Raw genomic sequence first — 22,265 nt, forward strand, 5'->3', positions numbered from 1 at the left:
GCACTTCAGGGTAATCGGGTGCCGCCGATACAGCATTGATGCCAGCGCCTGAGTGCAATTGCAGCCCATCCCTTTTATTGCAGGCCTCCCTAATGAATTGGTTCTACGACGCCAGATTAGCAATCAAGCTGTACCTCGCCTTCGCGCTTTGCGCATTGATCACCTTGATTGTAGGAGTTGTCGGTAGCCAAGGAATCGGCTCGTTGTCTTCGAGTTTGCAACTCGTGTTCTCCAATAACCTGGTGTCGGTGGCCAAAACCGCCGAAACCCGCTCCAGTGCAATTGCGCAGAGTCGTGATCTTTATCGCTTCTTGGCGGCAACCACCACCAACGCGCCGCAGGAGGAACGCAGTGCCATCCTCGCCTCCATGAAAGAGAATCGCCTGGCGAGCGAAAAAGCCTTCGCTGTTTATCGTGCAACGCCCTTGGCTGATGACGAGCGTGCGGCCGGCGACAAGATGGAAAAGGACTGGCCCGCCTACCAAGCGGTCGTCGACCGGACCGTGGCGACCATCCAGAGCGGCGACCTTGCAGCTGCCAGGCAACTGATGGCCGGCGAGTTGCACCAGGCCTTCCGTACCGTGATCGACGAACTGACCATCATGGTCGAATCCAACAACCGCCAGATCGGTGAGGGCGCGCAGGACGCCAGGGACAGTGAGGCGGCTGCCAAGCTCAACCTGTACATCGGCATTGGTGTCGCCTTCGTGGCTGCACTGCTGCTGGGCATGTTCATCAGCCGGGTGATCAGCAACCCGATTGCGGTGGCTGTTCGTAACGCCGAACGCATTGCGGGCGGCGACCTCACCAAAGCGGTTGAAACCGGCCATGCCGATGAAACTGGCCAATTGCTGACCGCGCTGGGTGGCATGCAGAACAACCTGAAAACCACGATTCAGCAGATCGCCAGTGCGGCAGACCAGTTGGCCTCCGCCGCCGAAGAACTGAATGCAGTCACGGAAGAAAGCACCCGCGGGCTGGTGCGTCAGAACGACGAGATTCAGCTGGCCGCCACTGCGGTGACCGAGATGAGTGCAGCGGTGGACGAAGTGGCACGTAACGCAACGTCCACCTCCGAAGCCTCCCGGCAAACCAGCCAGGAAGCGGCCAGTGGTCGTGACCAGGCCCGCGAAGCGGTGCAGGCCATTACCAGCGTCAACAGCGAAATCGGCCAGTCCACCGTGATTGTCGACGAACTGGCGGGCAGCGTGCGTGATATCGCCAAGGTGGTGGACGTGATCCGTGGCATCGCCGAGCAGACCAACCTGCTGGCGCTCAATGCGGCGATCGAGGCCGCGCGTGCCGGTGAACAAGGGCGTGGCTTTGCCGTGGTCGCCGACGAAGTGCGCGCACTGGCGGCGCGTACCCAGGCGTCTACCGGTGAGATCGAAGCCATGATCACCAGTGTGCAGTCGCGTGCCGACGATGCGGTGAAGGCCATGGGCAACAGCCGCAGCCTGGCAGACAGCACCGAGGCGTTGGCCAAGGCCACGGGTGAGTCGCTTGAGCGGATCGCCCAGAACATCGCCCAGATCAACGACCGTAACCTGTTGATCGCCACGGCGTCGGAAGAGCAGGCCAATGTGGCGCGGGAGGTGGACCGCAACCTGATCAACATTCAGGACCTGTCGACCCAGACCTCGGCAGGGGCCAACCAGACCAACGCTTCCAGCCAGGAACTGTCGCGTCTGGCCATTTCGTTCAATACCCTGGTCAACACCTTCAAGCTGTGATGCGTGATCGGGCGGGTTGACCTGCGTTGAGGCAGGGCAGGCAAGGCGCAACTGATGGGCCTTGCCTGGGCCCGCAACGGGTCAGTCGACCCGCACGAACACGTTCTTGGCCATTTCGCTGCCGCCAATCGCTTCCAGGCGCTTGCCGCCCTCCAGTACACGAACGTTCAGCAGGGCCATGCCGTCCTTGTTGCGGGCGGTGACCACGTCATCCTTGCGCTCCCACTCATCCACTTTCAGCTTGTTGCCATTGGCGATGATGTAGTCCTTGGAGAACTCCCAGGTTTGCTTGGGGGTTTCGAAGCCCATCACGGTGGTGGTCTGTTCGTAGGTGCCTTCGAGGGCGTCGTTGCCGCAGCCGGCCAAGACGAAAAACGGCAGGGCGGCAAGGGCGGGTTTCAGGGTACGCATGGGATTTCCTTTTCGGGTGGTGAGTCGGGGGTGGAGGAACCTGATGGCAGATGCCACGAGGCTGCGTTATCGGTGTGAAGGTATTTTTGCTTTGCGGGCTGGAACGGTGTGTCCAGGGTGCCCAGAGCGACCGAAACCCATTCGGCGAATTCACCCTCGCTGCGCGACCAGAACAGGTTTGAGCCGCAGGCTGCGCAGAACTGGCGCTGTACGGTGGCAGAAGAGGCAAAGCTGTGAATGCGGTCGGCGCCGCGCAGAATGCGCAGGTGGGTGCGGGGCACACTGCCGTAGGACGCAAATGCGGCGCCATGGGCTTTGCGGCATTGGCTGCAATGGCAGTGGCTTATCGCCTTGGGCGGGGAGAGCAGTTGGTAGCCAACCGCAGCACAAAGGCAGCTTCCCTGGAATGTGCCTGGCATACGCTGTTCCGTGCGTAGGAAATGCGCCAGCTTAAACGCAGTTGTGGGTGGCGTCGAGGGTCGGGAGGCGTAGGGCTTGGCCCTCTGGGCGCTGCACCGTGGTCGGCTGCCCCATCCGTCGGTTTCAGGACGCGCCTGGTCGTTCGTACGCATCCGCTTGCCCCCACAAGTGCCATGCTTCCAGGATGCCCCCGTATCAGTGTGCGTAGACACATGAACAGGGGCACGGAGGCCGCCAGTACCACGCAACCGTGACGTGGCCGGCGCGCCGCAGCAGAACACGCCGGCACCCGCCAACATAACAACAGGGGCGGGGCCGTGATGCCGAGGTCCGCTGTATGCCTGATGAACTGCTTCACCTGCCCGCCGTTGAACGTATTCTGGCACGCCACCAGGGCACCCCTGGCGCGTTGCTGCCGATCCTGCATGCCATCCAGCAGGACATCGGTTTTGTCCCCGACGCCGCCGTCGCCGAAATCGCCCATGCGCTGAACCTCAGCCAGGCCGAGGTGCGCGGGGTGATCACCTTCTACCACGACTTCCACACCACACCGCCAGCCCGCCACACCCTGCGCCTTTGCCGCGCCGAGTCGTGCCAGAGCCGCGGTGCCGAAGCCTTGGCCGCACAACTGCGCGAGCAGTTGGCCCTGGACGACCATGGCACCAGCGCAGACGGTGGCATCAGCCTTCGCCCTGTGTACTGCCTGGGCGCATGCGCCTGTTCGCCGGCCCTGGAGCTGGACGGGCAGGTACACGCGCGGCTCACCCCTGAGCGCCTGCGTGAGCTGGTGAACGGTTGCCGGGAGGACGCAGCATGCTGACGGTGTACGTACCTTGTGATTCGGTAGCCCGTGCTGTGGGGGCCGACCAGGTGGTCGATGCGCTGCAGCGCGAGGCCCTGCAGCGGCAGTTGCCGCTTGATGTGCAACGCACCAGCGCCCGCGGCCTGTACTGGCTGGAGCCCCTGGTTGAGTGTGACAGTGTGCAGGGCCGCGTGGGCTTTGGCCCGGTAACCCCGCAGGATGTGCCGTCGTTGTTCGACGCCCTGCTTGGCGAGGCGGTTGGCCATGCGCTGGCACTCGGCCCGGTGGAAGCCATCCCCTACCTGAAAACCCAGCAACGCCTGTTGTTCGCCCGCGCTGGCATTACCCGGCCACTGTCGCTGGAGGATTACCGCGCCCATGGCGGCTTTGCCGGCCTGGAAGCGGCGGTAGCGATGAAGGGCGATGACGTGGTCGCCAGCGTGCTTGACTCGGGCCTGCGCGGCCGCGGTGGCGCTGCGTTCCCGGCAGGCATCAAGTGGCGTACCGTGCGGGGCGCTGCCGGTGGGCAGAAGTATGTGGTGTGCAATGCTGACGAGGGCGACTCCGGCACCTTTGCCGACCGCATGCTGATGGAAGGCGACCCCTTCCTGTTGATCGAAGGCATGATCATCGCAGGCCTGGCCGTGGGCGCCAACAGGGGCTACATCTATGTGCGTTCCGAATACCCCGATGCCATCAGCACCCTGAACCAGGCGTTCGTGGTCGCGCGGCAGGCGGGCTACCTGGGTACCAACGTCGCCGGCAGTGGCAAGGCCTTCGAGCTGGAGGTGCGGGTGGGCGCCGGTGCCTACATCTGCGGGGAAGAAACCGCGCTGCTCGAATCCATAGAAGGCAAGCGCGGTATTGTGCGTGCCAAGCCGCCGCTGCCGGCGCTCGAGGGGTTGTTCGGCCTGCCGACGCTGGTGCACAACGTGCTCACCCTGGCCTCGGTGCCGATCATCCTGGCCAAGGGCGCGGCGTTCTACCGCGACTTCGGCATGGGCCGCTCGCTGGGGACCATGCCGTTCCAGCTGGCCGGCAATATCCGCCACGGCGGGTTGGTGGAGCGGGCCTTCGGCCTGACCCTGCGTGAGCTGGTGGAGGGTTACGGCGGCGGCACTGCCAGCGGCCGGCCGCTGAAGGCCGCGCAGGTGGGTGGCCCGCTCGGCGCCTGGGTGCCGCCCAGCCACTTCGACACGCCGCTGGACTACGAAGCGTTTGCCGCCATGGGCGCCATGCTCGGCCACGGCGGGGTGGTGGTGGCCGACGATACCCTGAACATGGCCAGCATGGCGCGGTTTGCCCTGCAGTTCTGCGCCGAAGAGTCCTGTGGCAAGTGCACCCCGTGTCGCATCGGTTCCACCCGCGGCATGGAGGTGGTGGACCGGCTGATCGCCAGCCAGGACATCACCGACCGCCACGACCACGCGCTGCTGCTGCGCGATCTGTGCGACACCATGCAGTACGGTTCGCTGTGCGCCATGGGCGGCATGACTGCCTACCCGGTGGCCAGCGCCCTCAAGTACTTCCCTGCCGATTTCGGGCTGACCCAAACGGAGGCCGCGCAATGATCAACTACTTCGACCCGGAAACCGACCTGGGCACCCCAGCCCGTGACAGCGACGTGCAGGTCAGCCTGAACATTGATGGCCGCGCCATCAGTGTGCCGGCCGGTACCTCGGTGATGCGCGCTGCGGCCATGCTGGGCACCAGCATTCCCAAACTGTGCGCCACCGACAGCCTGGAGGCGTTCGGTTCGTGCCGCATGTGCATGGTGGAAATCGAAGGCATGCGCGGCTACCCGGCCTCCTGCACCACGCCGGTCAGCGAAGGCATGGTGGTGCGCACCGAGACGCCGCGCCTGGCGGGCCTGCGGCGCAATGTGATGGAGCTGTACATTTCCGACCACCCGCTGGACTGCCTGACCTGTTCGGCCAATGGCAACTGCGAGCTGCAGACCGTGGCCGGGCAGGTCGGCTTGCGCGAGGTGCGCTATGGCTACGACGGCGCCAACCACCTGGCCGAAAAGAAGGACCTTTCCAACCCGTATTTCAACTACGAGCCCAGCAAGTGCATCGTGTGCAGCCGCTGCGTGCGGGCCTGCGAGGACATCCAGGGCACCTTTGCCCTGACCATCACCGGCCGTGGGTTCGAGTCCCGGGTGGCCGCCGCCGGTGGCGATGATTTCCTCAGTTCCGAGTGCGTGTCGTGCGGTGCCTGCGTGCAGGCCTGCCCGACGGCAACCCTGACCGAAAAGAGCCTGGTGCAGCTGGGCCAGCCAGAACGCGCGGTGATCACCACCTGCGCCTACTGCGGCGTGGGCTGCTCGTTCCGCGCCGAGATGAAAGGCGACCAGCTGGTGCGCATGGTGCCGGACAAGAACGGCGGGGCCAACCATGGCCACGCCTGCGTGAAAGGGCGTTTTGCCTGGGGTTACGCCACCCACCCGGACCGCATCACCAAGCCCATGATCCGCAAGCGCCTGGAAGACCCGTGGCAGGAGGTGAGCTGGGACGAAGCGGTCACCTACGCCGCCAGCGAACTGCGCCGCATCCAGCTCAAATACGGGCGTGATTCAATCGGTGGCATCACCTCCAGCCGCTGCACCAACGAAGAGGCGTATCTGGTACAGAAACTGGTGCGTACGGCGTTCGGCAACAACAACGTCGACACCTGCGCGCGCGTGTGCCATTCCCCCACCGGCTATGGCCTCAAGCAGACGCTGGGGGAATCGGCGGGTACACAGAGCTTCGACTCGGTGATGAAGGCCGACGTGGTGCTGGTGATCGGTGCCAACCCGACCGATGCGCACCCGGTGTTCGGCTCGCAGCTCAAGCGCCGCTTGCGCCAGGGTGCCCGGCTGATCGTGATCGACCCACGGCGCATCGACCTGGTGGACTCGCCCCATGCCCGCGCCGAGTTGCACTTGCAACTGCGCCCAGGCACCAACGTGGCCATGCTCAACGCCCTGGCCCATGTGGTGGTCACCGAAGGCCTGCTGGCCCAGCGCTTTATCGACGCCCGTTGCGAAACCGAGGACTTCGCCCGCTGGCGCGACTTTGTCAGCCTGCCGGAAAACGCCCCTGAGGTACTGGGCCCGATCTGTGGCGTACCCGCTGCAGAGATCCGTGCGGCCGCCCGGTTGTACGCCACCGGCGGCAACGCGGCCATCTATTATGGCCTGGGGGTGACCGAGCACAGCCAGGGCAGCACGGCGGTGATGGGGATCGCCAACCTGGCCATGGCCACCGGCAACATCGGTCGCGAAGGGGTAGGGGTGAACCCGCTGCGCGGGCAGAACAACGTGCAGGGTTCGTGCGACATGGGCTCGTTCCCCCATGAGTTGCCCGGGTACCGGCATATTTCCAACGAGAGCGTGCGCGCCGAGTTCGAGCAGGCCTGGGGCGTGACCCTGCAGCCCGACCCAGGCCTGCGTATCCCGAACATGTTCGAAGCCGCATTGGACGGTAGTTTCAAAGCGCTGTACTGCCAGGGCGAAGACATTGCCCAGAGTGACCCGAATACCCAGCACGTGACCGCAGCCTTGCTGGCCATGGAATGCGTGGTGGTACAGGACATCTTCCTCAACGAAACCGCCAAGTTCGCCCACGTGTTCCTGCCCGGCAGCTCGTTCCTTGAGAAGGACGGTACCTTTACCAACGCCGAACGGCGTATTTCGCGGGTGCGCAAGGTGATGGAGCCGTTGGCCGGCAAGGCTGACTGGGAGTCCACCGTGGCCTTGGCCAACGCCCTGGGCTACCCGATGAACTACCGCCACCCGTCCGAGATCATGGACGAGATCGCCCGCCTGACGCCGTCGTTCCACCGTGTCAGCTACGCCGAGATCGAACGCCACGGCAGCTTGCAGTGGCCCTGCAACGATGCCGCGCCCGATGGCACGCCGACCATGCACATCGACCAGTTTGTGCGCGGCAAGGGCCGCTTCATGCTTACCGGGTACGTGCCTACCGACGAGAAGGTCAACGGTCGCTACCCGTTGCTGCTGACCACTGGGCGCATTCTTAGCCAGTACAACGTGGGCGCGCAGACGCGGCGCACTGGCAACGTGGCCTGGCACGACGCCGACCGCCTGGAGATCCACCCCACCGATGCCGAGAGCCGAGGTATTCAGGACGGTGACTGGGTGGGCATCGGCAGCCGGGCCGGGCAAACGGTGCTGCGCGCCCGTGTGAGCGGGCGGGTAGCGCCGGGGGTGGTGTACACCACGTTCCATTTCCCCGAGTCCGGGGCCAACGTGATCACCACCGACAACTCCGACTGGGCCACCAACTGCCCTGAATACAAGGTCACGGCGGTGGAAGTGGTGAAGGTGTTCCAACCGTCGCAGTGGCAGAAGCGTTACCAGGACTTCAGTGACGAACAGCGGCGCCTGCTGCAGGAGCGTCGCAAAGCGGAGAAAGCCGAGGTGCGCCAATGAGCAATGACAGCCTGGTGAAGATGGCCAACCAGATTGCCCATTATTTCGACAGCGAACCTAACCGGGCGCTGGCCGTGCAAGGGGTACGCCAGCACCTGCACAGCTTCTGGACACCGTCCATGCGCAGGCAATTGCTGGCGTGGATCGACGACCATGCCGGGGAGGGGCTGGACCCGAAGGTGAAGGAGGCGTTGGGCTGAAACCGGTCAGTGGGCTGCCTCCAGTAACGCACGGAGGCAGCCCACACCGTCCAGTTATGCTGAGCGTGCCAGTTGCGCCAGGTGCGCGCTGGCTTCCTCGCTCTTGAGCACCAGTACATCGCTTTCCAGCGTATCCAGCACCACCTCCGATGTATTGCCGATCAAAGCGCCATTGATACCCGTTCGGCACACCGTACCGATCACCGTCACCACGGCGTCGAGCTTTTTCTGCACGTGGGGTATCAGCACGTCCGCTGGCCCTTCGGCCACATGCAGACGGTCCTCGCTGATGTCATATTCAGCCTGGAAGGCCTTGCACGCCTCCCGGTAGCGCTGCTCGATGGTTTCGCTCAGCTGGAAGGCCGGGTCGGCCGCGGAGAGCATCGGCGACGGGTGGGCACTGATGACGTGCAGCTCGCCCTTTGCCAGCGCCGCAATGTCATAGCCGTGGTCGACAATGGCGGCATGCAGCCGCCGGTGGTGGTCATCCTGGTTGCCGACGTCCACCGCTGCCAGGATCTTGCCCTCGGTCCAGGGCCGCTCGCTTTTCACCATCAGCACCGCGCAGGGGCAGTGGCGCAACAGCTTCCAGTCAGTGGGAGTGAGCAGGGCGCGCTTGAGCGGGTTGTCGGGCCGGTGTTCCTTGATCACCAGCTCGCAGCCCTCGGCTTGCTGCACATGGATGATGGTGTCATGCAGCGTGCCGCGCCAGGCCTCCTCGTGGGTAACGTTGTCATACCCGTCATCGTGCAGCTGGCTGCTCAGCAGGCTCAGCACCGCGCTGTGTTCGTGGCGCTTGTCGCACATCAGCAGGTGCAGGCGGGCGCCCGTGACGCTGGCGATCAGTTTGGCCCGGGTCAAAGCCCGGCTGTGGGCGTGCTCAGGGTCGAGCACGACGAGAATGCTGCGGACGGCTTGCATGGGCGTAGACTCCCTTCGAGATTGGCAACCGGTGCCTGACTATAGTCGGCGCTTGCCCCGCGGGCGCTTGACGTATATCAAGCATAGCCACTGACGCAGGCCGCCGCCGCCGCTATAATCGCCGGCCCTGCCTGTTCTGTGTGGTTGCCCGCTCATGTCCCTGATCCCTGAAATCGACGCCTTTCTCGGCTGCCCCACGCCAGACGCCTGGATCCAGGCGGCGCTGGCCGATCAGGACACGCTGTTGATCGACCACAAGAACTGCGAATTCAAGGCTGCCAGCACGGCCCTCAGCCTGATCGCCAAGTACAACACCCACCTGGACCTGATCAACATGATGTCGCGCCTGGCGCGAGAAGAACTGGTGCATCACGAACAGGTGCTGCGCTTGATGAAACGCCGTGGGGTGCCCTTGCGGCCGGTGTCGGCAGGGCGCTACGCGTCTGGCCTGCGGCGCATGGTGCGGGCCCACGAACCGGTCAAGCTGGTGGATACGCTGGTGGTGGGGGCATTTATCGAAGCGCGCAGCTGTGAGCGCTTCGCGGCCCTGGTGCCGCACCTGGATGACGAGCTGGGCCGCTTTTACCACGGCCTGCTCAAGAGTGAGGCACGCCATTACCAGGGCTACCTTAAGCTGGCGCATCTTTACGGTGATGAGGCGGATATTACTCGCCGGATGGAGTTGGTACGCGCTGCGGAGGTGGAGCTTATCCAGTCACCCGACCAGGAGCTGCGCTTCCACAGCGGTATCCCCATGGCGCAAGCCGCCTGACGGTTGCCAGGCGGCCAGGGGATCAGTCGCGGCGGCCCAACAGCAGGCCAACCACCAGGCCAACGCCTGCCGAAATGGCAACGGTCTGCCACGGGTGCCCACCGATGTAGTCCTGGGTGGCGTCTACCATTGGCTGGGCCTTGTCACGCACGTTGCCGGCCGCTTCGCGGGCCTGGCGCAGTTTCAGGCTGACCTGGGCGCGCAGGGTTTCCGCTTCCTCGCCCACCAGGGCAGCGCTGTCGTTGAGCAGTTTTTCCGATTCTTCGATCAGCGCCTGCAACTCGCTGAATACCTGGTCCTTGATCTGATCGCTGTCGGCTGCAGCGGCATTTTTACGGGCCATGCCATGCTCCTCGTCTATGGGTTGTTAGAACAATGGATACTCGTGCGCCGTAAAAGTTGCTTCCAATCGCTATTGGCGCGTTGGTGTAAGATAGCCGCCATTTACAGCTAGCAGGTGATCCATGAGTTTCAACCTAGCCAACATGAGCTTCGAGGAACGGGCGCAGATCGAGGCGGAGAAGGCGCGCCTGTTCGAAATGTGGCAGGCCAACCTGGGCAAGGCCAAGGGTGAAGCGGCGCGCCTGATCGCCGAGAAGCCCAGGCGCAAGGGCAAGTGGGCAGAGTGGGTGCGCAACGAGCTCGACAACATGACCCCGCCCGAGTACGGCAACATGGTCCGCAGCGAAGTCAACAAGCTGATGGCCGCAGCCAACGCCGGCCGCTAAGCCGGCATACGGGGACCTACCAGTCGGTGCCCTTGGGCAGGTCCAGCTTGCCTTCATCGGTGAAGCGTACGGTGCCCAACGGCCCGCCGGCCAGCTTGCCGCGCAGCTTGTACGGCAGCCCTTGCAGCCCGTCGAGCTTGCCCAGGCCATAGGCCTGGCGCAGGAATGAGAACGCAGTGATGCTCACCGGTACCTCGATCACGGCTTCGCCATAACGCCCAATCTGCCCGTGCTGGTCGCTGACACCTGCGGCCAGCGGTTGGCCGTTCACTTCCAGGTTGAGGGCAACGCCGTTGTAGTCGATGGGCGTTTCGTTGGGGTTTTGCACCCGCATTTTCACGGCCATGCGCAGCTCCAGGTCTTGCCCGGGCAAAGGGTCTATGCCGATCACGCTGACATTTACCGGCTCGCGCGGCTCCAGCAGGGCGCAGGCGCCGAGGGCGGTGACCATTACCAGTACCATGAACGAGCGGGTTGTACGGTAGAAGCGGGCTGTCATGAGGTGCAAACCTTGCCTGGGGAGTGCAGGCAGTGTGGCAAATGCGCGTCGGCGTTGAAAGTGACAGCGTAGATGAAAGATACTGTTTCTCATTAACGCCCGATAATTCCTCCTAACGTGCAGTGGCCGAACCCATGCTGACTTCCCCCGCGCCGGGCTTGCTGGCGAGTTTCCAGGAGCACTATGACGACCTGCTGCGGTTTCTGACCCGGCGCATGAGCGACCGCCAGCGTGCTGCGGATGTGGCTCAGGAAACCTACCTGAAGCTGGTTAAAATCGACGCCCAGGCGGTTCCGGTGTTGCATGCGCGCAGCTTCATCTTCCGGGTGGCGGGCAACCTGGCGATCGATGCCTTGCGGCGAGAGCGGCGGATCGCAGCGTGCCACGATGAAGGTGAGGGCGTTGTGGACGTGGCCTGCCAGGCACCCCCGCCAGAAGCGGCGTTACTGGCCCATGAACGCTTGCAGATTCTTGACCAGGCGCTATTGCAACTGCCGGCCAACGCGCGTCAGGCATTGTTGTTGAACCGGGTGGAAGGCCTGACGCAAAGGCAGGTAGCCCAGCGCCTGGGGGTGTCCGAAAGCATGGTGGCCAAGTACATCGGGCATGCCCTGCGCCACTGTCGGGGCTGGTTGAAGCAGGCCGGCGTGGCTGCATCCGTGGCCGCGCTGGTGACAGCGCTGGTGGTTTGGCAGCAGGCGCCCGCGCTGCTGGCCGACTACCACACGGGCGTAGGTGAGCGCCGGGTCATCACCTTGGCCGATGGCACGCGGGTGACATTGAACAGCGCCAGCGCCCTTGACGTGGCCTTTGACGAGCACGAGCGGCGCGTGGTGCTGGTGGCAGGGGAGGCGCTGTTCGAGACTGCGCCTGGGTCGCGGCCTTTCGTGGTCGAAACGGCGACGCAGCCGGTGCGCGGCGACGCCGCACGCTTCAGTGTGCGCCGCGATGGCGGTGTGGTCCTGGCACAAGGCACGGCGCAGGTCGGGGGGCAGCCTGTGGCAGTCGCCAGTGATGCCAGCACGCAAATGGCCTGGCAACGGGGCAAGCTGATCTTCAATGGCAGGCCGCTGGGCCAGGTGCTGGAAGAGCTGGAGCGTTACCGCCATGGCCGCATCGTGCTTTCAAACAGCCAGTTGGCAGCCATGGAGGTCAGCGGGGTGTTCGACCTCGATGACCCTCAGGCGTTGCTGCGCACCCTGGAACAGCGCTACGGCCTGACAGTCACCTACCTGCCATGGTTGGCGGTAGTGCGTTAAGCCGTCTGTGCGGGCTAACTGAAAAATACTTTCAATGGGGACTGCAAGTTCTTCCAGGCCAGATCGTCGTAGTGGGACTGATCAGCAACCTCTTCCCATTGACGACTTGCCTGGAAGCTCAATCGTGCATTTGAAGCCCATGCCCATCAACCGCCGTGGCGGTTACCTCCATCATGCTTTGATGTCCTGCAGCGCTGTGGCTTTGCTGGTCGGCCCGCTGCAGCCACAGGCTGCCAGCGCTGCGCAGCCTGCGCCCCTGCAGGCCACACAGGTGCAGCTGAACGTACCCGCCCAGCCCCTGGACCAGGCCCTGACGGCCTTTGCCGACCAGGCGGGTGTGCACCTGCTGTACACCACGGCCGACGTCGCCGGCCGTGCCAGTACCGCCCTGCAGGGGCAGTACGGTGTGGAGCAGGCGCTGCAAGTGCTGCTGGCAGGCAGTGGCCTGCGCTGGCAGTTCACCGATGCCGGCACCATCACCTTGCGCAAGGCTGATGCCCCGCCGCAGGCTGTGAGCCTCAAGCCGATCGAGGTCAGCGTGGCGTCGCGCACCAGCACCGCCATCGCCGAAATCCCAGGTACCGTCTGGGTGGTTGACCAGCAGCAATTGCGCGAGCAGATCGACAGTGGCGTCAGCCTCAAGGAGGCCATCGGCAAGCTGGTCCCCGGCCTGGACCTGGCCCCGGAAGGGCGGACCAACTACGGCCAGAACATGCGCGGGCGCAACGTGCTGGTGATGATCGATGGGGTCAGCCAGAACAGCTCCCGTGGGCTGTCGCGCCAGTTCGACAGCATTTCGCCCTTCAACGTCCAGCGTGTGGAAGTGCTGTCCGGCGCCAGCGCCATCTACGGGGGCGGCGCCACCGGCGGCATCATCAACATCGTGACCAAGAAGGGCGAGCCCGGGCCGGTACGCTTTGAAACCCAGCTTGGCGCCAGCAGCGGTTTCAACAACAGCGACGACCTCGCCACCCGCTTCGCCCAGTCGGTCAGCGGCGGCAACGACCGCTTCAACGCACGGCTGGGTGTGTCCGGGGAGCAGAACGAAGCGTTCTACGACGGTGCGGGCGACCAGATTTTCATCGACAACACCCAGACCGACCTGCAGTACAACCGCACCCTGGACCTGCTGGGTACCGTGGGTATGCAGTTTAACGACCAGCAAAGCCTGGACCTGCTGGCGCAGTACTACGATTCGGGCAACCACGGCAGCACCGGCATCTGGTTCCCCAACCTCAAGTACAATGCACCGTCGGACCTGGAGGACGCCGAACTGCGCAGCGGCTATTCGTCAGACCTCAACCCGCGCACCCGGCGCCTGTTGCTCAACGCCAACTACCACCACAGCGACGTGCTGGGCCAGGACTTCTACCTGCAAGCGTCCTACCGCAAGGAAGCCGACAATTTCTACCCGTTCCCTTACTACAACCGCGGGGCGCCGACCGGTTCACGTGGGGTGTACTTTGCCGGGTCCCAGCAGAACTTCGAAGTCACCAGCCTGAAGGGGCTGTTCGCCAAACAGTGGGACACGTTGAAGCTCACCTATGGCGTGGACGTTGACCGCGAGCGGTTCAATGCCGACCAGACCACCTTTGACGCCCGCACCTCGTCCGCCACCGGTGGGCTGGACCTGGACAAGGCCGGCAAGGCGGCACGCTACCCCAGCTACCGGGTGGACGGCGTGTCGTTCTACGGGCAGCTGGACTGGCATGCCACGGACAACCTCACGTTCTCCGGCGGCGCGCGGCGTCAGCAGATGGACGTGGATGTAGGCGACTTCAAGGGGGTGCCGGGGGGCAGTAACGATTACCAGGTCAACCTGTACAACCTCGGGGCCATCTACGACTTCAAGAACGGCCATCAGCTGTGGACCAACTACGGCGAGGGTTTCGACCTGCCGGACCCGGCCAAGTATTACGGCAAGCCTGGCCTGAGCGTGGGTGACAACCCCCTGGCCGGTATCAAGAGCCGCCAGGTGGAGCTGGGCTGGCGCTACGCGGACCTGCAATGGGATGCGCAGGCGGCGCTGTATTACATCTGGTCGGACAAGATCATCAACGTCGATTCGCAAACGCTGACCATTGACGTGGAGGCCCAGAAGAGCCGTGATTTTGGTTTCGAGGGTGCGCTTACCCGTCATTTCCAGAGCGGCTGGGAGGCGGGTGGCACCTTGCACCTGACCCGTTCCGAAGAAGAGGCGGCCGGTGGCGGCTGGATCAAGCGTGACGCTCGCTATGCCTCGTTGTCCAAAGCCACAGCATTCGTTGGCTGGAAGGACGATGGCCGCAGCGCACGGCTGCAGGCCAACCGGGCGTTCAGCCTGAAGGACGATGCCGGGCACACGATCGACGGCTACACCACCTTCGACCTGCTGGGCAGCCAGGACACAGGCTTTGGCACATTCAGCGCCGGTATTCAGAACCTGCTGGACAAACAGTACAGCACGGTGTGGGGGCAGCGGGCTGCGTTGTTCTATTCGCCTACCTACGGGCCGGCTTACCTGTATGACTATCAAGGGCGCGGGCGGACGTACACCTTGACCTGGAGCCTGGCGTACTAAGCGCCCACCTTCGCGGCGTCTTGCAACCTGGCGCCCGCTCCGAGCCGGTGCCCGTTCCTGCTTTCGTAGGAGCGAGCGCCAGCTCGCGATGCGCCGCAAAAGCGGCGCCCGCCGAAACCAACCCCCAGAAACATCAGGAATCATCTCCGCCCGCATTCAGCCTTTTGGCCCGAACCCTTTGCGCCGTAGGCTATCAAACCCCCAGGCGCAGCGTTTCGTACAGGAGGTGGAGCATGAAACCCCAATTTGCCATGCTATTGCTGGGTGCAGCCCTTTGCCTGCCGGTGCAGGCAGCCCCACAACCCGGGCTGCAGCCTGTCGCAGGCAGCAACAACCCCTACAACAGCCCCATCCAGCGCGCCAACCCCAATAGCCGCCAGGGCAGCGTTCCGGCAACGCCTGCGGTACGTGGCCCTTCCACGCAGCCCGCACCACGCCCGCCCACGCTGGACAACCGCGGGATCGGTAACGGCGACAACCTGCGCCGCCAACAGCAAGCCCCCAACCTCGAACCCACGCGGCCCCCGCGCGACAACCCGCGCGCGCCTTGAGCCCTCTACCAAGCACTTGCCCTAAGGAACCCCGCATGTCCCGAGCAACCTGGCTAGTCACCCTCACCGCCGCTGCACTGTCACCGCTGCTGGCCCACGCCGCCGCGCAGCAGACGTTCAAAAGTGAAGAAGGCACGCTGACCGTAGACACCGTCGCCGATGGCCTGCGCAACCCGTGGGCGCTGGCATTCTTGCCGGGCGGCAAGGACCTGCTGGTGACCGAGCGCATGGGCAACCTGCGGGTTATTAGCGCCGAGGGCAAGGTGGGGCCGGCGATCAGCGGGGTACCGAAGGTATGGACCGAGGGCCAGGGTGGCCTGCTGGATGTGGTGCTGTCACCCACGTTTGGCAAGGACCGCACCCTGTACCTGTCGTATGCTGAACAAGGCGATGATGGCAAGGGGGGGACGGCGGTGGGCCGTGGGCAACTGTCCGAGGACCGCGCCCGCCTGGAAAACTTCACCGTTATCTTCCGCCAGCAACCGAAGCTGTCCGAGGGCAACCACTTTGGCTCGCGCCTGGTGTTCGACCGCGACGGTTACCTGTTCATTGCCCTGGGCGAAAACAACCAGCGCCCCACCGCCCAGGACCTGGACAAGCTGCAAGGCAAGATTGTGCGCATTTTGCCGGACGGCGAGGTGCCGAAGGACAACCCCTTTGTTGGCCAGAAAAACGTGCGCCCCGAGATCTGGTCCTACGGCCACCGCAACCAGCAGGGCGCAGCCCTGAACCCGTGGACGGGCAAGCTGTGGACCAACGAACACGGCCCGCGTGGCGGGGATGAAATCAATATTCCGGCGGCGGGCAAGAACTACGGCTGGCCGATCGCGACCCACGGCATCAACTATTCGATGCTGCCGATTCCGGAAGCCAAGGGCAAACATGTGGACGGCATGGTCGACCCCCACCATGTGTGGGAGAAATCCCCGGGCGTCAGTGGCATGGCGTTCTACGACAGCCCCGTGTTCACCGCCTGGGACCACAACCTGTTCATTGGCGCCCTGGCCACCGAGGAGCTGATCCGCCTCCAGCTGGACGGAGACAAGGTGGTACACGAAGAGCGTTTGCTGGGCGACCTGAAGGCGCGCATCCGTGATGTGCGCGTTGGCCCGGACGGCTACCTGTATGTGCTGACCGATGCCAAGGACGGTGCGCTGTTGAAAGTGGGGCTGGCCCGCGACAATTGACCCGTTGGCGTTGGCCGGCATCGGGCACGCGGGCGTGTACAATGCGCCATGGCCAACGACCCTCAAACCCTCTACCAGCAAGCCCTGAGCACCCAGGGCTTTGTTGCCGACCCCGCCCAGGCCCGCGCCGTTCAGGCTCTGCAGGCTTGCTTTGAGATGATCGAACGCGGCCGCGTTCCCGATGGGCTGTACCTGTGGGGGCCGGTGGGGCGTGGCAAGACCTGGCTGATGGACCAGTTTCACCGCTGCCTGCAGGTGCCCAGCCGGCGCCAGCACTTTCACCACTTCATGGCCTGGGTGCACCAGCGCCTGTTCCAGCTCAACGGCACCCCAGACCCTCTGCTCGCGCTGGCGGCCGAGCTGGCCGGCGATATCCGCGTGCTGTGCTTCGATGAATTGTTCGTCAATGACATTGCCGATGCGATCATCCTGGGGCGTTTGTTCCAGGTATTGTTCGACCGCGGCGTGGTGCTCGTCGCTACCTCCAACCAGCCGCCCGACCAGCTCTACCGAGACGGCTTCAACCGCGAGCGGTTCTTGCCGGCCATCAAGGCAATCGAGCAGCACATGCACGTGTTGCCGGTTTCGGGCGAGCAGGATCACCGCTTGCATCCCGGGGCGCAGCGGCAGCGCTATTGGGTGGTGCCTGCCGGGCAGGTCAGCCAGTTTGCAACGCTGTTCAGCCAGCTCAGCCCGGGCGACCCCGGTACCGATCAGCCTTTGGCCATGGGCAGCAGGCAGTTGCAGGTGCTGCGTCGCAGCCAGCACGTGATCTGGTGCCCATTCGCCAACCTGTGCGAACAGCCGTTCGCGACCGCCGAGTTCATGGCCCTGTGCGATGGGTTCACGGCCATCTTGCTTTCGGGTATTCCTGCCCTGGGCGGGCAGCAGCAGGCCGGCCGGATCGCCCGGGGTACCGAAGACGGTGCTGCGCGGGTAGCGGCGGGTGACCGGGAGTTGCCGGCGCTGTCGCCCAAGGACGATGCGGTGCGCCGCTTCATCGCCCTGGTCGACGAGTGCTACGACCGCCGAGTGGCCCTGTACCTGGAGGCACAGGTGCCGCTCGACCAGTTGTACACCGAGGGCTACCTGGCCTTCCCGTACCAGCGTACGCTCAGCCGGCTGAAGGAAATGCAGCTGCAACGTTTCGCCTGACGACGCCAGGCGCGGTGTTCAGCGCCCCAGCCAGTCGATCAGGGTGCGGTTGAACCGGACAGGTTCCTCGATCTGGGGTGCATGCCCCATGCCTTCGAAGGTGATCAGCTCCCCTTGGGGAATCAGCTTGGCGACCTGTGGGCCAAGCACGTCGTACTTGCCCAGCTTCGCCTTCACGTCCGCTGGTGCGATATCGCTGCCAATGGCCGTGGTGTCCTTGTCACCGATCAGCAGCAGCGTCGGCATTTGCAGGTGCTTGAACTCGTGATAGACCGGTTGGGTGAAGATCATGTCGTAGATCAGCGCCGAGTTCCATGCCACCGCTTCATGCCCGGGCCCCTGGTTGAGCCCCACCAGCATCTGCACCCAGCGCTCGTACTGCGGCTTCCAGCGCCCGGCATAGTAGGTCTTGCGTTCATAGTCGCGCACGCCTGCTGCGTCCAGCTTGAGTTCGCGGGCATACCACTGGTCTACCGTGCGATAAGGCACCCCCAGGGCTTTCCAGTCTTCGAGACCGATGGGGTTGACCATGGCCAGGCGTGTGACCTGCTGTGGGTACATCAGCGCGTAGCGGGTGGCGAGCATGCCGCCGGTGGAGTGGCCAAGCACGGCGCTCTGCTGGATGCCGAGGTGCTGCAGCAATGCATGGGTGTTGTCGGCCAGTTGCTGGAAACTGTACTGGTAATGCGCGGGCTTGCTGGAGGTACAGAAGCCGACCTGGTCGGGCGCGATCACCCGGTAGCCTGCCTTGCTCAGGGCATCGATGGTGGTTTCCCAGGTGGCGGCGCAGAAGTTCTTGCCGTGCATCAGCACGACGCTGCGGCCGTTGGCCTGGCCTTGCGCGGGTACGTCCATGTACCCCATCTGCAGCACCTGGCGCTGGGATTCGAATTCAAAGTGCTTGAGCGGGTGAGGGTAGGTGAACCCTTCGAGCTGGGCACCGTAGGTGGGCGGTTCAGCGGCAATGGCCGAACTGCCGGCCAGGCAGGTCAGGGCCAGGGCGGTTGCGCGCAGCATGTGGCACTCCATGTCAGATCACGTAGGAAACGGCGACTGTACCAGCCGTTGGACACGGCGTAGTCGAGAAGGTGTTACCAAGCGTGAAACCAGCCCAGGGTGAGCATGACCAGCACGGCGTAGCGGCCGGCCTTGGCCAGGGTAACCAGCAGCAGGAAGCGCCACAGCGGTTCACCCATGATCCCGGCAATCAATGTGAGCGGGTCGCCGATCACCGGCACCCAGCTGAGCAGTAAAGACCAAGGGCCCCAACGCTGGTAGCGGCGCTGCGCACGCGCCAATTGCGCGGGGCTGAAGGGGAACCAGCGCTTGTCGCGCAGGCGCTCGATGGCGCGCCCCAGCAGCCAGTTCACCACCGAACCCAACACATTGCCCAAGGTGGCGACCAGCAGCAGGGTTACCCAGGCTTCGGGCTGGCGCAGCAGCAAGCCGACCAGCACGGCCTCCGACTGCAGCGGCAGCAGGGTAGCGGCGCCAAAGGCGCTGAGAAACAGCGCCCACAGGCTGAACATCAGTAGCGGGCGACCACGGTGTCCTCGCCTTGCTGGGTGACCCCGATCACCTCATAGGCGTCCTTGCGCTCACCCATTTCCATGCCGGGTGACCCGACAGGCATGCCCGGCACCGCAACCCCCTTGAGGTCACTGCGCCCAGCCAGCAGGCGCACCTGCTCGGCGGGCACATGGCCCTCGACGAACTTGCCGTTGATCACGCCGGTGTGGCACGAGGCCAGGCGTGGCGCCACACCGAGGCGCTGTTTCACTGCGCTCATGTTCGGTTCAACGTGGTCATTTACGGTGAAGCCGTTTTCCTGCAGGTGGCTGATCCAGGCCTTGCAGCAGCCACAGTTCGGGTCGCGGTAGACATCGAGGGTGTCGGCGGCCTGGGCGATGCCGGAGGCGGCCAGCAGGCCCAGCGTGAGCAGGTGTTTGCGCAGCATGATCAAAGCTCCTTGAGTGACGCAGGCGAAATACCGCCGACCGGGCCGGCAGCATAGCGCAGGCGCGGTGGCGGGGCAGCTTGCGATGCATGTTCGCCCGCAGCGCCTGTCAGCCTGCTGACGCATTCATTACAGCTTTGTCAGCTGGCAGTTTCGTCATCGGCAAGGTCCCGCATCAGCAGGCCGTGCTCGAGCGCGACCTGTTCCGGAATCGGCAGGTACACCACGTGACCGTCACCCGGCGCCACTGCAAGGGCCTGCTGCTGGCGGTTGCACAGCTGGTGCAGGTCGAAGTGATAGTTGCCGCGCGGCGTCATCAGCTCCAGGTGATCACCCACGGCAAAGCGGTTCTTGACCTTGACCTCGGCCAGGCCGTCGATGCGCTGCCCGGTCAGCTCGCCCACGAACTGCTGGCGCTCGGACACCGAATTGCCGCGCTGGTAGTTCTGGTATTCGTCGTGCACGTGGCGGCGCAGGAAGCCCTCGGTGTAACCGCGCTGCGCCAGCGATTCAAGGTTGCCCATCAACGCGCGGTCGAAGGGGCGCCCGTTCACAGCGTCATCAATGGCCTTGCGGTAGGACTGCACCGCACGGGCGCAGTAGAAGTGCGACTTGGTGCGGCCCTCGATCTTCAGCGAGTGCACACCCATGCCGGCCAGGCGCTCGACGTGCTGGATGGCACGCAGGTCCTTGGCGTTCATGATGTAGGTGCCATGCTCGTCTTCGAACGCTGGCATTTCGGTGCCCGGGCGGTTGCTCTCCTGCAGCAGGAACACCTGGTCGGTGGGCGCCCCCAGGCCCAGCGTGGGCTGCACTTCGCGCACGATGTCGCCGGTCGCGTTTTCGCTGGCGGGTTTCACGTCGTACTGCCAGCGGCAGGCGTTGGTGCAAGTGCCTTGGTTGGCATCGCGCTTGTTCAGGTAGCCAGACAGCAGGCACCGGCCAGAGTAGGCCATGCACAGGGCGCCATGCACGAACACCTCCAGCTCCATGTCGGGCACCTGCTGGCGGATCTCGGCGATTTCTTCGAGCGAGAGTTCCCGCGAGAGGATCACCCGGGTAAGCCCCAGCGACTGCCAGAACTGCACGCTGGCCCAGTTGACGGTGTTGGCCTGCACCGACAGGTGCACCGGCATGTGCGGGAAGTGCTGGCGCACCAGCATGATCAAGCCGGGGTCGGACATGATCAACGCGTCGGGGGCCATGGCAATCACCGGTGCCAGGTCCTTGAGGAAGGTCTTGAGCTTGGCGTTGTGCGGGGCGATGTTGACCACGACGTAGAAGCGCTTGCCCAAGGCATGGGCCTCCTGGATGCCCAGGGCGAGGTTGGCGTGGTCGAACTCGTTGTTGCGCACCCGCAAGCTGTAGCGTGGCTGGCCCGCGTAGACCGCGTCGGCGCCATAGGCGAACGCATAGCGCATGGTCTTGAGGGTACCGGCTGGAGCCAGCAGTTCGGGCTTGGCAGTGGGGGTCATGGGCGCACCGGGTAAAGGGCGCGGATGCTAGCGCCTGGCACGGGGTAGGTTATTGATCTGAATCAACTGAACAACGGCACTTTTGGCAGTGCCGCGCGCACTAATATGCCAGTAACCCTCCGAGGACCGGAAATGAACGAAACCGCTTTGCAGAACAAAGCCCTGGCAGTGCTCCTGGCGCTGGTGACCATCGCCTTCGTGTGGATCTTGCTGCCCTATTACGGCGCCATCTTCTGGGCGGTGATTCTCGGTATCCTGTTTGCGCCTTTGCAGCGCAACCTGTTGATCCGCTTTGGGCGGCGGCGCAACGTGGCCGCCGGCGTGACCACGCTGATCTGCCTGCTGGTGGCGGTACTGCCGGTCATCGTCACCAGCGGCCTGCTGGTGCAGGAAGGCGCGTCGCTGTACCAGCGTATCCAGAGCGGGCAGCTGGACATTGCCGGGTACGTCGCGCGGGGCAAGGAGATGCTGCCGGCCTTCGCCCAGACTGGCCTGGACAACATGGGCATGGGCAACCTGGGAGCCCTGCGCGACAAGATCACCACCTGGGCCTCGGAGGGCAGCCAGATTCTCGCCAGCCAGGCGTTCAGCTTCGGCCAGGGCACGTTCGATTTCGTGGTGGGCTTCGGCATCATGATGTACCTGCTGTTCTTCTTCCTGCGCGAAGGCGCCGAGGTGGCCCGGCGCGTACGCATGGCGGTGCCGCTGCCAGAGCACCAGAAGCGCCGCCTGCAGCTGAAGTTCAAGCGTGTGGTGCGTGCCACGGTCAAGGGCAACGTACTGGTAGCGATTACCCAGGGCGCGCTGGGTGGCTTCATCTTCTGGGTACTGGGTATTCCCAGCGCGCTGGTGTGGGCGGTGATGATGGCGTTCCTGTCGTTGCTGCCTGCCGTGGGCGCGGGCATCGTCTGGGGCCCGGTGGCGATCTACTTCCTGATGACCGGTGCGATCCTTCAGGGGGTGATATTGACCGCCTTCGGGGTATTAGTAATCGGCCTGGTGGACAACCTGTTGCGGCCGATTCTGGTAGGCAAGGACACGCGCATGCCAGACTACCTGATCCTGGTATCTACCCTGGGTGGGCTGTCGGTGTTCGGGCTCAACGGCTTCGTGATCGGGCCATTGATCGCGGCGCTGTTCATCTCCAGCTGGGCGATTTTCGTGTCCAACAAGCCGCAGGTGCAATTGCCCCAGTAG

Annotated in this window: 22 protein-coding genes; 13 read left to right on the forward strand and 9 right to left on the reverse strand. The window is 64.3% G+C overall.

Annotation, left to right across the window (positions count from 1 at the left end; all coding sequences use genetic code 11):
- Positions 1–92: 92 nt before the first annotated feature.
- On the forward strand, positions 93–1,733 hold the full coding sequence (locus APH25_RS22595; protein WP_060483471.1) for a methyl-accepting chemotaxis protein: 1,641 nt from the start codon (positions 93–95) through the stop codon (positions 1,731–1,733).
- A gap of 81 nt (positions 1,734–1,814) precedes the next feature.
- On the opposite strand, the gene APH25_RS22600 is transcribed toward APH25_RS22595, so the two are convergent.
- Positions 1,815–2,144 (reverse strand): hypothetical protein, encoded by a 330-nt coding sequence (locus APH25_RS22600; protein WP_060483472.1) that lies wholly within the window; start codon positions 2,142–2,144, stop codon positions 1,815–1,817.
- The gene (locus tag APH25_RS22605) at positions 2,132–2,563 is read right to left on the reverse strand and encodes a GFA family protein (RefSeq protein ID WP_060483473.1); all 432 of its coding nucleotides are present in this window, start codon (positions 2,561–2,563) and stop codon (positions 2,132–2,134) included. The genes APH25_RS22600 and APH25_RS22605 overlap by 13 nt, the downstream gene beginning before the upstream one ends.
- 338 nt (positions 2,564–2,901) lie before the next feature.
- Here APH25_RS22605 and APH25_RS22610 point away from each other — a divergent pair, with 338 nt between their 5' ends.
- The 4 genes from APH25_RS22610 to APH25_RS22625 are packed head-to-tail and all read left to right on the forward strand — an operon-like array spanning position 2,902 to position 8,004.
- On the forward strand, positions 2,902–3,384 hold the full coding sequence (locus tag APH25_RS22610; protein WP_060483474.1) for a formate dehydrogenase subunit gamma: 483 nt from the start codon (positions 2,902–2,904) through the stop codon (positions 3,382–3,384).
- Positions 3,378–4,937, forward strand: coding sequence for an NADH-quinone oxidoreductase subunit NuoF (locus APH25_RS22615; RefSeq protein WP_060483475.1), 1,560 nt, complete (start codon positions 3,378–3,380; stop codon positions 4,935–4,937). Before APH25_RS22610 ends, APH25_RS22615 begins: the two co-directional genes overlap by 7 nt.
- Positions 4,934–7,804, forward strand: coding sequence for a formate dehydrogenase subunit alpha (gene fdhF, locus APH25_RS22620; RefSeq protein WP_060483476.1), 2,871 nt, complete (start codon positions 4,934–4,936; stop codon positions 7,802–7,804). Before APH25_RS22615 ends, fdhF begins: the two co-directional genes overlap by 4 nt.
- Entirely contained in the window at positions 7,801–8,004 is a 204-nt protein-coding gene (locus tag APH25_RS22625; RefSeq protein WP_060483477.1) for a formate dehydrogenase subunit delta, read from the forward strand. Before fdhF ends, APH25_RS22625 begins: the two co-directional genes overlap by 4 nt.
- A gap of 54 nt (positions 8,005–8,058) precedes the next feature.
- On the opposite strand, the gene APH25_RS22630 is transcribed toward APH25_RS22625, so the two are convergent.
- Complete coding sequence (locus APH25_RS22630) at positions 8,059–8,925, reverse strand: universal stress protein (RefSeq protein ID WP_060483478.1); 867 nt, start codon at positions 8,923–8,925, stop codon at positions 8,059–8,061.
- Between the two features lie 154 nt (positions 8,926–9,079).
- Here APH25_RS22630 and APH25_RS22635 point away from each other — a divergent pair, with 154 nt between their 5' ends.
- Complete coding sequence (locus tag APH25_RS22635; protein WP_060483479.1) at positions 9,080–9,697, forward strand: tRNA-(ms[2]io[6]A)-hydroxylase; 618 nt, start codon at positions 9,080–9,082, stop codon at positions 9,695–9,697.
- 22 nt (positions 9,698–9,719) lie between these two features.
- Here APH25_RS22635 and APH25_RS22640 read toward each other — a convergent pair whose 3' ends face one another.
- Positions 9,720–10,040: a YqjD family protein gene (locus tag APH25_RS22640; protein ID WP_028632552.1), complete on the reverse strand. Its 321-nt coding sequence runs from the start codon at positions 10,038–10,040 to the stop codon at positions 9,720–9,722.
- Positions 10,041–10,161: 121 nt separating this feature from the next.
- On the opposite strand from APH25_RS22640, the gene APH25_RS22645 reads away from it, so the two are divergent.
- Positions 10,162–10,425 carry a hypothetical protein gene (locus tag APH25_RS22645; protein ID WP_028632553.1) on the forward strand — a complete coding sequence of 88 codons (264 nt, stop codon included), beginning with the start codon at positions 10,162–10,164 and terminating at the stop codon, positions 10,423–10,425.
- Between the two features lie 16 nt (positions 10,426–10,441).
- On the opposite strand, the gene APH25_RS22650 is transcribed toward APH25_RS22645, so the two are convergent.
- A complete protein-coding gene (locus APH25_RS22650; protein WP_060483480.1) occupies positions 10,442–10,924 on the reverse strand; it encodes an LEA type 2 family protein in 483 nt (160 codons plus the stop codon).
- A gap of 134 nt (positions 10,925–11,058) precedes the next feature.
- Here APH25_RS22650 and APH25_RS22655 point away from each other — a divergent pair, with 134 nt between their 5' ends.
- The 5 genes from APH25_RS22655 to zapE all read left to right on the forward strand — a co-directional run bounded on the left by APH25_RS22655 (position 11,059) and on the right by zapE (position 17,636).
- Positions 11,059–12,183, forward strand: a complete 1,125-nt coding sequence (locus tag APH25_RS22655; RefSeq protein WP_060483481.1) for a sigma-70 family RNA polymerase sigma factor — start codon at positions 11,059–11,061, stop codon at positions 12,181–12,183.
- 139 nt (positions 12,184–12,322) lie between these two features.
- Entirely contained in the window at positions 12,323–14,743 is a 2,421-nt protein-coding gene (locus tag APH25_RS22660; protein ID WP_060483482.1) for a TonB-dependent receptor, read from the forward strand.
- Between the two features lie 233 nt (positions 14,744–14,976).
- On the forward strand, positions 14,977–15,294 hold the full coding sequence (locus tag APH25_RS22665) for a hypothetical protein (protein ID WP_060483483.1): 318 nt from the start codon (positions 14,977–14,979) through the stop codon (positions 15,292–15,294).
- A 35-nt stretch (positions 15,295–15,329) separates the two neighbouring features.
- Entirely contained in the window at positions 15,330–16,481 is a 1,152-nt protein-coding gene (locus APH25_RS22670) for a PQQ-dependent sugar dehydrogenase (protein ID WP_060483484.1), read from the forward strand.
- Positions 16,482–16,529: 48 nt separating this feature from the next.
- A complete protein-coding gene (gene zapE / locus APH25_RS22675) occupies positions 16,530–17,636 on the forward strand; it encodes a cell division protein ZapE (RefSeq protein WP_060483485.1) in 1,107 nt (368 codons plus the stop codon).
- 18 nt (positions 17,637–17,654) lie between these two features.
- Here the strand turns inward: zapE and APH25_RS22680 are convergent, their stop codons facing one another.
- The 4 genes from APH25_RS22680 to yegQ all read right to left on the reverse strand — a co-directional run bounded on the left by APH25_RS22680 (position 17,655) and on the right by yegQ (position 21,068).
- A complete protein-coding gene (locus APH25_RS22680) occupies positions 17,655–18,653 on the reverse strand; it encodes an alpha/beta fold hydrolase (protein ID WP_060483486.1) in 999 nt (332 codons plus the stop codon).
- 74 nt (positions 18,654–18,727) lie between these two features.
- On the reverse strand, positions 18,728–19,165 hold the full coding sequence (locus tag APH25_RS22685) for a YqaA family protein (protein ID WP_028632561.1): 438 nt from the start codon (positions 19,163–19,165) through the stop codon (positions 18,728–18,730).
- Complete coding sequence (locus APH25_RS22690; RefSeq protein WP_060483487.1) at positions 19,165–19,593, reverse strand: DUF411 domain-containing protein; 429 nt, start codon at positions 19,591–19,593, stop codon at positions 19,165–19,167. Before APH25_RS22690 ends, APH25_RS22685 begins: the two co-directional genes overlap by 1 nt.
- Positions 19,594–19,733: 140 nt before the next feature.
- The gene (yegQ, locus tag APH25_RS22695; RefSeq protein ID WP_060483488.1) at positions 19,734–21,068 is read right to left on the reverse strand and encodes a tRNA 5-hydroxyuridine modification protein YegQ; all 1,335 of its coding nucleotides are present in this window, start codon (positions 21,066–21,068) and stop codon (positions 19,734–19,736) included.
- A 132-nt stretch (positions 21,069–21,200) separates the two neighbouring features.
- On the opposite strand from yegQ, the gene APH25_RS22700 reads away from it, so the two are divergent.
- Entirely contained in the window at positions 21,201–22,265 is a 1,065-nt protein-coding gene (locus APH25_RS22700; RefSeq protein ID WP_028632564.1) for an AI-2E family transporter, read from the forward strand.

Origin of the sequence: Pseudomonas sp. NBRC 111119, assembly GCF_001320125.1 — a bacterium.
GTDB classification, from domain to species: domain Bacteria; phylum Pseudomonadota; class Gammaproteobacteria; order Pseudomonadales; family Pseudomonadaceae; genus Aquipseudomonas; species Aquipseudomonas parafulva.